The 13,164-nt window shown below is 48.2% G+C and carries 11 protein-coding genes; all 11 read left to right on the top strand.

The features are described 5' to 3' along the window. Positions 1 to 19: 19 nt before the first annotated feature. The 11 genes from nuoI (at position 20) to BLV33_RS17955 (ending at position 13,086) form a co-directional block, all read left to right on the top strand. Positions 20 to 472 (top strand): NADH-quinone oxidoreductase subunit NuoI, encoded by a 453-nt coding sequence (gene nuoI, locus BLV33_RS17905; RefSeq protein ID WP_090794617.1) that lies wholly within the window; start codon positions 20 to 22, stop codon positions 470 to 472. Further along, positions 465 to 992, top strand: coding sequence for an NADH-quinone oxidoreductase subunit J (locus tag BLV33_RS17910; RefSeq protein WP_090794618.1), 528 nt, complete (start codon positions 465 to 467; stop codon positions 990 to 992). The genes nuoI and BLV33_RS17910 overlap by 8 nt, the downstream gene beginning before the upstream one ends. A 2-nt stretch (positions 993 to 994) precedes the next feature. After that, the gene (nuoK, locus tag BLV33_RS17915; protein ID WP_090794619.1) at positions 995 to 1,303 is read left to right on the top strand and encodes an NADH-quinone oxidoreductase subunit NuoK; all 309 of its coding nucleotides are present in this window, start codon (positions 995 to 997) and stop codon (positions 1,301 to 1,303) included. A gap of 16 nt (positions 1,304 to 1,319) precedes the next feature. Then, a complete protein-coding gene (gene nuoL / locus BLV33_RS17920; protein ID WP_090794620.1) occupies positions 1,320 to 3,197 on the top strand; it encodes an NADH-quinone oxidoreductase subunit L in 1,878 nt (625 codons plus the stop codon). After that, positions 3,187 to 4,812, top strand: coding sequence for a complex I subunit 4 family protein (locus BLV33_RS17925; protein ID WP_090794621.1), 1,626 nt, complete (start codon positions 3,187 to 3,189; stop codon positions 4,810 to 4,812). The genes nuoL and BLV33_RS17925 overlap by 11 nt, the downstream gene beginning before the upstream one ends. 6 nt (positions 4,813 to 4,818) lie before the next feature. Further along, positions 4,819 to 6,330: an NADH-quinone oxidoreductase subunit N gene (locus tag BLV33_RS17930; RefSeq protein WP_090794622.1), complete on the top strand. Its 1,512-nt coding sequence runs from the start codon at positions 4,819 to 4,821 to the stop codon at positions 6,328 to 6,330. 486 nt (positions 6,331 to 6,816) lie between these two features. Beyond that, positions 6,817 to 9,345: a S8 family peptidase gene (locus BLV33_RS17935; RefSeq protein ID WP_090794623.1), complete on the top strand. Its 2,529-nt coding sequence runs from the start codon at positions 6,817 to 6,819 to the stop codon at positions 9,343 to 9,345. An 18-nt stretch (positions 9,346 to 9,363) separates the two neighbouring features. Next, positions 9,364 to 9,615 carry a DUF1146 family protein gene (locus BLV33_RS17940; protein ID WP_090794624.1) on the top strand — a complete coding sequence of 84 codons (252 nt, stop codon included), beginning with the start codon at positions 9,364 to 9,366 and terminating at the stop codon, positions 9,613 to 9,615. A 197-nt stretch (positions 9,616 to 9,812) separates the two neighbouring features. After that, positions 9,813 to 11,132, top strand: coding sequence for a UDP-N-acetylglucosamine 1-carboxyvinyltransferase (gene murA / locus BLV33_RS17945; protein WP_090794625.1), 1,320 nt, complete (start codon positions 9,813 to 9,815; stop codon positions 11,130 to 11,132). 115 nt (positions 11,133 to 11,247) lie between these two features. Next, the gene (spoIID, locus tag BLV33_RS17950) at positions 11,248 to 12,294 is read left to right on the top strand and encodes a stage II sporulation protein D (RefSeq protein WP_090794626.1); all 1,047 of its coding nucleotides are present in this window, start codon (positions 11,248 to 11,250) and stop codon (positions 12,292 to 12,294) included. 63 nt (positions 12,295 to 12,357) lie between these two features. Further along, positions 12,358 to 13,086, top strand: coding sequence for a M23 family metallopeptidase (locus BLV33_RS17955; protein ID WP_090794627.1), 729 nt, complete (start codon positions 12,358 to 12,360; stop codon positions 13,084 to 13,086). Positions 13,087 to 13,164: the final 78 nt, after the last annotated feature.

Raw genomic sequence — 13,164 nt, forward strand, 5'->3', positions numbered from 1 at the left:
AGACCATGGGGTGATAAAAGTGAAGGGCATAATGAAAGGCTTAGGCGTAACCCTCAAAGGCATGACTCAAAAAAAGGTGACCTATGCATATCCTGACGTCCCGATCGAAATGCCGGATCGCTTCCGTGGGATTCAATATTTTGATCCGGAAAAATGTATCGTTTGCAATTTGTGCGCCAAGGTTTGCCCGACGGAGTGCATTACTCTCGTAGGCAAGCCTAATCCCGACCCTGAGAAGAAGGGGAAGGTCATCGACACGTATGACATCAACTTCGAAATTTGCATTCTGTGCGATCTCTGCACCGAAGTATGTCCAACAGAAGCGGTGGTCATGACGAACAACTTCGAGCTAGCCTCCTACAGCCGGGATGATTTATTCAAGAATATGGAGTGGCTGAGCGAAAACACGCAAAATATTCGCAAAGAGAACAATTCAGCCATGCCGAAAGGGGGAGCCAAAAAGGATGTTTAGCGGGTTCAGCGAGTTTGTTACGCACGGTTCGAACTGGGCTTTCTTCGTTTTTGCTCTAATGGCCATCGGTGGAGCGATATTCACGATCAGCTTCACCAAAGTGGTACACATGGTGACCGCCATGGCTCTGACATTTATCAGTTTAGCAGGCTTGTACGTGATTTTGGAGGCTGAATTTGTAGCTTTTGTGCAGGTTTTGATTTATGCAGGGGCCATGTCGATCCTCATGATATTTGGGATCATGATGACCAGGCACCGTGCAGGTGAAGAAGATGAGCCGAAACGCCCTTGGCATACAGGACTTGCATTTGTAGGCGCGCTTGCCCTGTTCGGTATCCTCTTTTATGCGATTCAGAACACCACTTTCACTCCAGGAGACTACAAAGCTGCAGCAGACAACACCATGGAAATCGGGAAGCTGCTCTATAACGTGCATGTCATACCTTTTGAAATCATGTCCGTCCTGCTGACGCTAGCATTTATCGGCGCGATTGTGGTCGCCAAGAGAGAGGAGGACTAACCTTGATCATCATCACTCCTTACTTGACTCTGGCTGCCATCTTGTTTTGCATCGGGCTCTACGGGGCTTTGTCCAAAAAGAACGGCGTTATCGTGCTTTTATCAATCGAGCTGATGCTCAATGCCGTGAACCTGAATTTAATCGCATTTTCGCGAATGGGCGATCATCCCAATTTGACCGGACAAATTTTTTCACTCTTTAACATAACGATAGCGGCTGCTGAAGCTGCGGTCGGCATAGCGATTCTGATCACGCTGTACCGCAACAAAGGGACTACGGATGTTAATGAAATGGATTCTATGAAGCGCTAGGAGGCTGAAAAAGGACATGGTATCGGACTATTCGCAATACGCATGGCTCATTCCGTTGTTTCCGCTGCTGGCTTTTCTGGCGCTTACGGCAATGGGAAGGCAAATGAAAGATCTCGGCACCAACATCAGTATTGTGGCTATGTTCGCTTCTTTTGTAGTGGCCATGCTGATCTTCCTGGAAAGACTGGGCGGCAGGATCGAGGATTACACCTGGGATAAGATGGGTTGGCTCAAGCTCGGCGATATCACGCTGTCGATGGGCTTTGAAGTGACGAATTTGAACTCGCTGATGCTGGTCATCGTCACCTTGGTGAGTTTGCTCGTAAACATTTATTCCAAGGGTTATATGAAAGAAGATCCGCGAATTAACGTATTTTTCGCATATATTGCTTTATTTTCGTTCTCCATGCTGGGTCTTGTTATTTCTGAAAATATGCTGGAGCTGTATATCTTCTGGGAGCTGGTGGGTGTATGCTCTTTCCTGCTCGTGGGGTTCTGGTATCACAAGCCGGAAGCAAGAGCGGCCGCCAAGAAGGCTTTCATCGTTACCCGTATAGGGGATGTCGGTTTGTTCCTCGGCATTCTGCTGTTATTTTGGTACATGCCGGGTCATGCTTTGGACTTTAGCTCCATACATAATGCCTTTACAACGGGTAAAATTGACCCATCTATCGTCACCTGGATTGCTATTCTTATTTTCGTAGGGGCCATCGGTAAATCCGGACAATTCCCGCTGCACACTTGGCTGCCAGACGCTATGGAAGGTCCAACGCCAATCAGTGCGTTGATTCATGCCGCGACCATGGTTGCCGCAGGGGTATACCTGGTTGCCCGGACATTTGATATTTTTCAAGCTTCGCCGGATGCCCTGCTTGTAGTGGCTTATGTAGGCGGCTTTACGGCCATCTTTGCAGCGACCATCGGGATTGCGCAGAATGATATCAAGCGAATTTTGGCCTATTCGACAGTCAGTCAGCTTGGCTATATGATGATGGCGCTGGGGATCGGCGTTTCGTATTCCTCCGGCATCTTCCACCTGTTCACTCATGCGTTCTTCAAGGCGCTATTGTTCCTTGGCGCAGGCAGTGTCATTCATGCGGTACATACGCAGGATATTAACGAAATGGGCGGCTTGTCCCGCAAAATGAAAATCACCACCTGGACCTTCGGCATCGGGGCCCTGGCTTTGTCGGGTATCCCTCCTTTCTCCGGCTTTTGGTCCAAGGATGCGATTTTGGCTGAAGCCTTTGACCACCATCCTTTATTGTTCTGGGTAGGTGTGATTGCGGCTTTCTTCACTGCCTTTTATATGTCCAGATTGTTCTTCCTGGTGTTTATGGGCAGCCAGAAATCCGAGCATGAACCGCATGAGTCTCCGGCTTCCATGACCTTGCCTTTGATCGTGCTGGCTGTGCTTGCGGTAGTGGCCGGTTTTGTAAATACACCGTTTAACTCTTGGCTCGGAACATGGTTAACTGGGCATGAGCATCATGAAGCGGCCAATTGGACCGTGATGATCATTTCCACACTGGTTGGCCTTCTCGGCATTGGTCTTGGCTACTTGATCTATTTGAAACGTTCCATTCCCAGAGACGTGGTTTCGGCCAAAGCTCCATGGTTGTACACGCTTCTTAACCGCAAATATTATATCGATGAAATCTACGAGTTGATTCTCATAAAGCCTTTAAGAGGCCTTGGACTCATTCTTGATTTCATAGATCTTTATGTGGTTGACGGCCTTGTGCGTTTGACGACTCAAGCTGTAGTAGGCTTAGGCCGTGTCGGATCGCGACTGCAAAATGGGCAAGTACAAACCTACGGCTTGATCACCCTGCTTGGTCTCTTGATTCTGGTGTTGGCTTTAGCGGGAAGGAGGTTCATCCATGTTAGCTAGTATACCGATCTTAAGTCTCATCACCTTCTCACCTCTGCTGGGCGTGCTCGTACTGCTGTTTATTCGCAAGGACAAGGGAAGCTTGATCAAAACCATTGGAATTGCTGCGACTTTGATTCCCTTGCTGCTGGCGTCCTGGCTTTATGTGGCCTATCAAGTGTCAGCTGATCCGCTGCAGTACAAGGAACAGCTCGACTGGATCAAAATCCCGTTGAACCATGAGGGACTCCAACAGCAGCTGACTTCCTTCTTTTTCGAGTTTAAATATACGATGGCCGTGGACGGCTTGTCCCTCCCTCTCGTTTTCTTGACGGCTCTAATTTCGACCATGGCTGCACTCGCATCCGTCTACATCAAAAAGCGCTGGAAGCTCTATTTCATCCTGTTCCTGCTGCTTGAAGCGGGCATGTTCGGTGTGTTTATGGCTCAGGATTTATTCCTGTTCTTCCTTTTCTTTGAGATTACACTCGTGCCTATGTTCTTCTTGATTGGCATATGGGGGTACATGAACAAAGAAAGAGCGGCCAACCGTTTCCTCATTTACAACGGGCTCGGTTCCGCTATTATGCTGATTGCTTTCCTGATTATCGTCAGTACCGCGGGATTCTCACAGCTGGTCGAAGGTCAAACAGTTTCGATATTTTACAGCGGCGATATTCAGACAATCATGCATAACCTGTTTCAGGATCCCAATGCCTATGTGAACCAAAATGCCCCCAACAATCCGTTCTATCTGGGAGGCGGCCTGAAATGGACCGTATTTATCATGCTGCTCATCGCATTCGGGATTAAATTGCCAATCTTCCCGTTCCATACCTGGATGCTGAAGGTGCACACGGAGGCTCCGCCTTCTGTGGTCATGATTCACTCTGGCATTTTGCTGAAAATGGGCGCTTACGGCCTCATTCGTTTCGGCATTCTCTTATTTCCGGAGGAAGCCAGACAGTGGGCTTGGGTCCTTGCCCTGCTGGGTGTCATCAACATCCTTTATGGAGCCATACTGGCATTTGTGCAAAAAGATTTCAAGCTGGTCCTGGCCTATTCCAGTATCAGCCACATGGGCATTGTGCTGCTCGGTATTGCTGCGTTCAACGTTACCGGCATGCAGGGCGCCATCTTCCAATTGATATCGCACGGACTGATATCCGCGCTCATGTTCCTGCTGGTGGGCATTATATATGAGCGGACAGAAACGACGGAGCTGGATAAGCTCGGCGGCCTGTCGGCCTCAGTTCCCTTTATTAGTGGAATTTTGCTCGTTGCGGGCATGGCTTCGTTGGGACTTCCGGGGCTTTCAGGTTTCGTGGGAGAATTCCTCGCGTTCCTGGGGTTGTTCAGTACGTTAAAAGTGTTAACGGTCATAGGAACCTTAGGCATCATTCTTACTGCGGTCTACGTGCTCAGAGGGGTTCTCAGCATCACCTTTGGACCTGCTTCAGAGCACATGCTGGGCTTGAAGGATGCCCGCTTAATCGAGGCGATTCCAATGATCACGTTGGTGGCATTTATTCTGCTCCTGGGCATATATCCCAATGTGCTCAGCCAACCGTTACAGCAAACGATAGGCAGCTTTGATCAAGTGATCCAAAGCGTAGCCGGGAAGATAGGGGGTTAAAAACCGATGGAACAGCTTCGACTCCATGCCGCAGATATGCTGCATCTGCTTCCCGAGATTACCCTCATAATCACGGCAATCATTCTTTCGCTGCTTGATCTGCTGCTGCCTGACAAAATAAGCCGAACCTTCATAGGCTGGCTGTCCCTGCTTGGCGTTCTAGTCTCGATGGTCTTTGTGTTTATGCAGATGAATCCCGCGGAGCCGATTCAGCTCTTGAATCAAAGCTACCGGGTGGATGATTTCGGGAATCTCTTGAAGATCATCTTTCTCACGGGTACGGGACTTGTGATCTTTATGAGCTTGGGTGCCATTAAACCAAAGGACATTCCGCACATCGGGGAATACTATTATTTCTATCTTCCCGCCACACTTGGCGCGATGATTATGGCTTCATCCGGAGATCTCATTACGCTCTATGTGGGTCTCGAGCTGCTGAGCATAACCTCTTATTTATTGGTAGCCATGCGCAAGATGGATGATCAATCCAATGAAGGAGCGTTCAAATATATCGTAATGGGCGGAATCTCATCCGCTATTATCTTGTATGGAATGTCCTTCTTCTATGGAATCGCAGGCTCCACCAATTTGATGGACATCGCTGGATCCATAGGTCCTTCGCTGGCCCATTACGAGTCGCTGATCTATGTCGCTTTCTTCCTGCTGCTGGCAGGCTTCGGCTTTAAGATCGCAGCAGCTCCGTTCCACAGCTGGGCGCCGGATGTCTATCAAGGAGCTCCGACACCGGTTGCCGCTTTTCTGGCCGTTGTCTCCAAAGCTGCCGGTTTCGCGATTTTATTCCGCATCATGTACGTTCTGTTCGCCTTTAACAGCTACCCGGACAGTCATATTCAGGAAGATGTCTTCCTGGCGATTTCCGTGCTAGCCGCTATTGCTATGGTAGCGGGAAATTTTATCGCTCTGAAACAATCGAATATGAAAAGGCTGCTGGCTTATTCCGGTATCGCCAATGCTGGCTACCTGCTGGTTCCGATAGGCAGCTACTTTTCGCTCGTTCATTACAGCAACTTCTCAGAGTTCATTTATTACATGATCGCCTACTTGTTTATGAACATTGGAGCGTTCGCCGTACTAATGATCGTTCAGCCATCCACCGGGAATGATGAAATCAAAGGCTTCGCCGGGCTGTATTATCGGGCGCCTTACACCGCCGCCGCGATGGTTCTGATCATTCTTTCTCTAGCCGGTATTCCGGTAACTGGCGGATTCTTCGGGAAGCTTTACATCATCCTCGGCACGATGCAAACCCATAAATATTGGCTGGGTGCGCTGATGATCATCACGAGTGTTGTCTCATTCTATTATTACTTCGGGATAATCCGTCAAATGTTCATGCGCAGCAATATTGAAGCAAGTGAAGTGAAGAACTCCGATACTCTCTCGATTACAGCTTGGCTGTGTGCGCTGGCTGGTGTCGCGATGGGATTCTTCCCGCAAGTGCTGCTGAATTATATTGAGCAAATATTCAGCTTGGCCAAGGATTTTATTGTACAGTAATCTATTCGATAAAGGCCTCTTTCCCGCTCACGGGGAAAGGGGCTTTTTTTTGGATATATGAGGGTTTGAGGTGTTGTCACTCAAAAACAATGCATTTCATAAACTGTAATTGGTGAGTGTCCTCGAACTTTGTCATGTTAATGAGTTGTATCTCATTTTCTACTGTACGAAAATGCAATGTTCACTCCATCGGACAGCCCTGATACTACTATCACACCCCATTTTCAACGAAACTAGCCACAGCATACACTCCAAAATGGGATCGCACGTTTCTCATCATTAAGGGTCGATGGGTCGAAGTTTCCTCACTTGAGCTGAAGGGCTGCCGATTTCTAACACCGAAGTTGTTTTAAACAGCTGCTAAAATGTGTATATGATACCGAGAATAAGTTTTTCAATTTTTTGAACGGATCAGGAAGGTATCAACGTCTATAATAGAGAATGATTAGGATAGACCTACATATTCAAACAGAAGGACCTGAGCTTATGAATCGCTTTTATCAACTGATACTGCTAATTTGCATCATACTTGCTGTGGAAGGTGCAGGAATCACGGTTCAGGTGCAAGCAGCCCCTTCGCTTTCGACTGATCCCATGAGGGTCAAACAAACTTACCTCGACCTGATTCACATCGATGCAGCTTGGGCTGCGGCAGGTGTAAACTCATCCTCCGTGATTGTAGCGGTTGTGGACACCGGCGTCGATCTCACGCATCCCGACCTGGAAGGCAAATTAGTCGACGGTATCAACCTCATAAATCCGGGTACTAAGCCCTTAGACGATAACGGACATGGAACAAATGTGGCGGGAATCATCGCAGCATCGCTCAATAACGATAAAGGTATAGCTGGCATAGCGCCTAATGCGAAGATCATGCCCATCAAAGCATTGGAGTCTGACGGCACGGGCGGAGAACTGAAGCTCGGCCAAGGCGTCCGCTATGCAGTGGACCATGGTGCCCAAATTGTGGTGCTCTCTTTGGGACTGAACAAGTCCTCAAACGAATTGTCGGCAGCGATTCAGTATGCCGAGGATCATCATGTGCTGCTCGTAGCCGCATCCGGCAACGAGGGCACGAGCATCAAGTATCCCGCGGCCTATCCGACGGTCCTTGCCGTGGGCGGTGTGACCGCCGACAAGCATGCGGATTACCGATCCAACTTCGGGCCTGAGCTGGACCTTGTTGCGCCCTGGGACGTATTCACCACCAAGCTCGGCGGTGGGTATGAATACAAAGACGGGACTTCAATGTCTGCACCGCAGGTTGCTGGGGTCGCAGCCCTTTTGCTGGGCAAATATCCGCAAATGACCCCTTTGCAAGTAAGGGAACAATTGCTGCAGTCCGCTGAAGACCTGGAGACGCCAGGTTGGGATGCTACAACAGGGTATGGGCTGCTCCGCGCGGATTTGGCGCTGACCAAGCCGTTTAATCCCGATCGGTTTGAGCCGAATAACAGCAAGCAGCAGGCCTCCTCCATACCGGTTCAAGCTATTATCCATTCCTCCTTAAGCTCAGGTCAGGATCAGGATTGGTTTGTGATGGACTGCCCCTACGACGGAACGGTGAAGGTGACAATTCGTTCCGCGGATGGCACTGTGATCCTGCTGCGTGCGGAGTCCGCATTGACCGGCAGTGGGATAACCTACTCTGCTGGAACAGCACCGACGAGCATTGAGGTGAAAAAAGGCCGCACCTATCTTCAGCTTCAGACCGCGGACCGACAGAGGCTCACCTCTCTTAATTATTCCCTTCAGACCGAATTCCAAATCTACCGTGATCAATTCGAGAATAACGATAAGCAGTATCAAGCGTTTACTTTGCCGGCTAGAACACAGACGATTCGCGGCACCTTTCATCAGAAAGGGGACGTCGATTGGTTTATGCTCCCGCTCGCAACCTCGGGTACGCTGCGGATCCGATGCTCCGTAGACACTGGACGGATCGATCCCGTGATTCTTTTTCAGAAAAAAGGCGAAAAATCAATGACGATCGACCAAGCCGGCGACGGGGCCACAGAAATAACCCCTGAAATGGAGCTATTGCCAGGTGACTATTACATCCGTATCAGCAATGCAAAGGATTTTTCGGAACCTATTACCGGAGAATATACACTTTCGATTGAGTATACACCCAAGCTTTTGGATCCGAATGAGCCTAATGATAAACCCTATCAGGCTACTTTTGCCGGATTGTTTACGGATTATCCGGGCTTGTTTCATTCGAATCAAGATGAGGACTGGTTTGAGGTTCGGCTCTCTAACGAAGGCTTGACTCAGCTTAGTGTTACCAATATTCCGTTGGACCGAACCCTCTATGGCACACTCTATGACAACAGCTTAAACGAGAAATTTTCGTTCCAGAATCTGACAGGGAATTCCTCGCTTTTCGTCGAACAAAAGCTCCCAGCCGGGACTTATTATATAAAACTTCGAGCCAATGAATCGTTCCTGGATCAAATGTATCACTTTAAGGCAGGTGTCTATTTGCTAAATAGTGGGTATATAGATATTAGCGGACATTGGGCTGCAGATCCAATATCCAATTTAACCCGCAAAGAGCTGATCAGCGGCTATGGCAATTACCGATTCGCACCGGACCGTCCCATTACAAGAGCAGAGGCATCTGCCATGCTGGTCAAAGCCTTTCAATTGACCAAGCTGCGGGACATCCAGTATACCGACCTGAACCCTGAGCATTGGGCCTATTCGTATATCGCCAAAACGGAGCAAGCCGGTTTGGTGGAAGGGTATCCAGACCAATCTTTCCAGCCAGACCGTACTTTAACCCGTATGGAAATGACGCAAATGCTGGCGAAAAGGTTAAACATGGCAGGCAAACGGCGGGGCGATTCTCCTTTTACAGATGTAAGCAATGAGTACTGGGGCGTTGGAATTTTGAAGCAAATGTGGGCGGATGGATGGATCAGCGGCTACCCTGATGTAACCTTTCGTCCCGAAGAGCAAGCCACACGGGCGGAATTTGCCATGCTGCTTGACCGAATTTTGAATCGATAAGAGAAAGAGGAAGAGAAGATGACCTCTCAAGTACCAGGCTTGACCGGAGCCGCAACTACGGCAATACTCTACATTGGGGTTTATTTATTATGCATAGCTCTCTCGTGGTGGGCGCTGCAGGAATTTCGTTTCGACCTGTTTCTAAAAAAGCCCAGGAGTGCTGCGGCCAAGCTGCTTCAAATTCTTTTATCGATCGCGCTCGGACATCTGGTTGCCAGTTTTTTCGTGCAGTATTTGAATCTGTCGATAGGCTTAAAACTTATGTTTTAGGGGATATTATCGAATATTGCGCAGATTACTTGTCTAAAATGGAGGATACGCCTCCAAATTGCAGATTGCATTCGAAGGTTATGAATGGCAACTGTCTTGGGCCAAATGGCAAGCATCCGGACAGGTGTGATTCATTCAATTATAAAATGTTTAATCCATGTTTATAAAACAAAAATTAGTTCGCGGGGGGATCTAAGATGAGCAAAATTATCGTCCGCGGTGGCCGAAAGTTAGCTGGAAAGGTCAAAATAAACGGTGCCAAAAATGCGGTTCTTCCGATTATTGCAGCCTCGATTCTGGCGTCTGATGGAGAAAGCATCATTATGGATGTGCCTCCCCTTGAAGATGTATCAGTCATCAATCAAGTGATAGAGAGCTTGGGCATAGCGATTGAGTACAAGCAAGAAGTGGTTCGGATTCGCGCCAAAAACATCACGACCTTTGAAGCGTCATATGAGCTTGTACGTAAAATGAGAGCTTCTTTCCTGGTTATGGGTCCTCTGCTGGCGAGAGTGGGTAAAGCCAGAATTTCCTTGCCAGGAGGCTGTGCGATAGGAACAAGACCGATTGACCAGCATCTCAAGGGCTTCGAAGCCATGGGAGCGGAAATTGTTTTGGGACAGGGCTATATTGAAGCCAGAGTGAAGGACAAACTCCAAGGCGCCAAGATTTATCTAGACATTCCCAGCGTGGGCGCTACACAGAACATCATGATGGCGGCCACCTTGGCCAAAGGAACAACCACAATCGAGAATGCAGCGAAAGAACCCGAAATTGTAGATTTGGCTAATTATTTAAATGCCATGGGTGCTACGGTACGCGGAGCAGGAACGGGTGTCATTCGGATTAAAGGGGTAGAGAAATTACGCGGGGCCACACATACAGTCATACCAGATCGAATTGAAGCGGGTACATATATGATTGCAGCAGCTATCACTGGAAGCAATATATATGTTGAGAATGCTATCGGAGACCACCTTCGACCCGTAATTTCCAAGCTGCAGGAAATGGGAGTGATTGTCGAGGAGGATGAGAACGGGATTCGCGTTATCGCGGACAAACCTCTTCAAGCCGTCGACGTCAAAACCTTACCTTATCCTGGCTTCCCCACCGATATGCAATCCCAGATGATGGCCTTGCAAATGATTGCAGACGGAACCAGCTTGATGACGGAGACGGTTTTTGAAAATCGTTTTATGCATGTGGATGAATTCTCACATATGAATGCTCAGATCCGAGTTGAAGGCAGAACAGCTGTCGTTTCCGGCAATACCCAATTGAAAGGCGCCAAGGTTTGCGCAACGGATCTAAGAGCTGGTGCAGCACTGCTTCTAGCCGCTTTAGTTGCGGAAGGTGAAACAGAAATAACCGGATTGCACCATATTGACCGTGGTTATGTGGATATTGCAGGCGTGCTTCGCGGGCTGGGTGCAGATGTGTTTAGAGTCACCACACAGGAATCCGAGCAATATGAACCGGAACAGACCTATTTTGCCGTACAACCTTCTCTAGCCTAATAGGGGTTCAATCAGAGCTGATCTCTCAGGGGATCGGCTTTTATTTTTTGTACTTTTCTATCATTGCCATTCATATAATGTTCCAGTAGTGAACAGAAGATGGAGGCACTAGGAGATGCGCAAAAAGAAAAAAAAACCTGCGCCAAGGGTCATCCTATGGGTGGCTTTTTGGTTGTCGCTGCTGCTTATGGTCACTATGATCATTCCAGGATTGCTAGTTAAGAAGATTCCGAGTCACTCGGCCTATACTCAGCCAAGCAAGGAAACTCGAGGTAAAGATGCTCAAACAGCGGAAGCCAAGCCGCCTTTAATGATTCCCGTTTATCTTACGAAGAAAGCCTCGATTGAATCCGTCTCTTTGGAGGCTTATGTAAAAGGAGTCATAGCTGCTGAAATGCCGGTTGAGTTCGAACTGGAGGCCTTAAAAGCACAGGCATTGGCAGCTAGAACTTACATCGTGAGGCGCATAGCGGAACAAGATTTCAGCGAAGTGCCCAGCCGCGATGCCTGGGTTACGGATACAACGACGCACCAAGCCTATATCAGCCAGCAAGATTTATCCCATAAATGGGAGAACAGCCCATCGGCCGCCAATCTGGATAAGATTAATAGAGCCGTGGAAGAAACGAAGGATATGATCCTCGTCTATGACCATAAACCGATCAATGCTACCTTTTTTTCAACCAGCAATGGATATACCGAGAATGCCGATGAGTATTGGAATGTAAAGGTACCTTATCTGGTAAGCGTCCCCAGCCCTTGGGACATCTCTCTATCGCCGCGCTATCAAGAAAAAGTGGCCATCCCCTATAAAACGGTTCAGCAAAAGCTTGGGGTGGCCAGTATATCATCTTCAAGCAGCAAAAAAACAGGAATGAAGATACTGGAAACATCAACGGGACACCGTGTCAAATCCATAAGCATAGGGGGCAAAATCTTTTCAGGCCGCGAAGTGAGAGAAAAACTGGGACTGGCCTCCTCGCAGTTTGATTGGAAATGGAGAGGCGAACAGATAGAGTTCACCACCTATGGCTTCGGGCACGGCGTCGGGTTAAGCCAATGGGGTGCACAGGGAATGGCCCTTGCAGGAAAAACCGCTGAAGATATTGTTAAATACTATTATAAAGGGATTTCAATAGCTAGAGCTTCTGATATTCTATAAAAATATGTTCTTTCAAGTATAAAACTTTTGAAAGTGTCAAGAATGGTTATTGAGGTGATAACCATGAATGATCAAAAACAAGGTTTACAGACGAAGGAAGAAGCTCCTAAAACTGTTCAAGGAGCACCAATCGTCACATCCCCATGGAAGAGATTGCTTGCGAAGAAGTGGGTATTTCCAGCAGCGTATATGGCAGCAGCGGCAATTATCTTAACCTTCATGTGGGTCTATCAAGACGTCGGCAAGAAAGCGGCTACTAAGGATCTTGGGCTTAAAGTGACGAATGAATCAACGGTCGACAAATCCAAAACCCCTGATGCTTTAGCCGTATCGACAAAAGCGGAATCCATGCAATGGCCCGTAAAGGACATGAAAGAATTGACCACTTCGCTCCCTTTTTATGACACTAAGGCGAGCAATGAGGTAAGACAAGCTGCTATGATTGTGTACGGCGACACTCTTACTCCACACGTAGGTGTCGATCTTCAGAAGCCGGATGGCGGAACCTTTGATGTATTCGCCGCTTTGAGCGGTAAAGTCACAGCCGTGGAACAAAATCCAGTCGTCGGCAATTTGGTAGAGATTACACACAGCAACGGACTCGTTACCGTGTATCAGAGCTTGGGTGAAGTATCCGTCGCTAAAAATGCGGATGTGAAAAAAGGCGATGTGATCGCCAAAGCCGGCCGCAATGAATTGGAAAAAGAAGAAGGCATCCATCTTCATTTCGAAGTGCGCCAAGGCGCGGGTGGACCAGCTCTCAATCCGGAAACATTGATAAGCGCTAATTAAAAAAAAGGTTGTCCCCCTGCAGATTTCATCTGCGGCAGGGACGGCCTTTTTTGCTTTTTACAAATAAATGTACGAATT

This window comes from Paenibacillus sp. GP183 (assembly GCF_900104695.1).
Classification (GTDB): domain Bacteria; phylum Bacillota; class Bacilli; order Paenibacillales; family NBRC-103111; genus Paenibacillus_AI.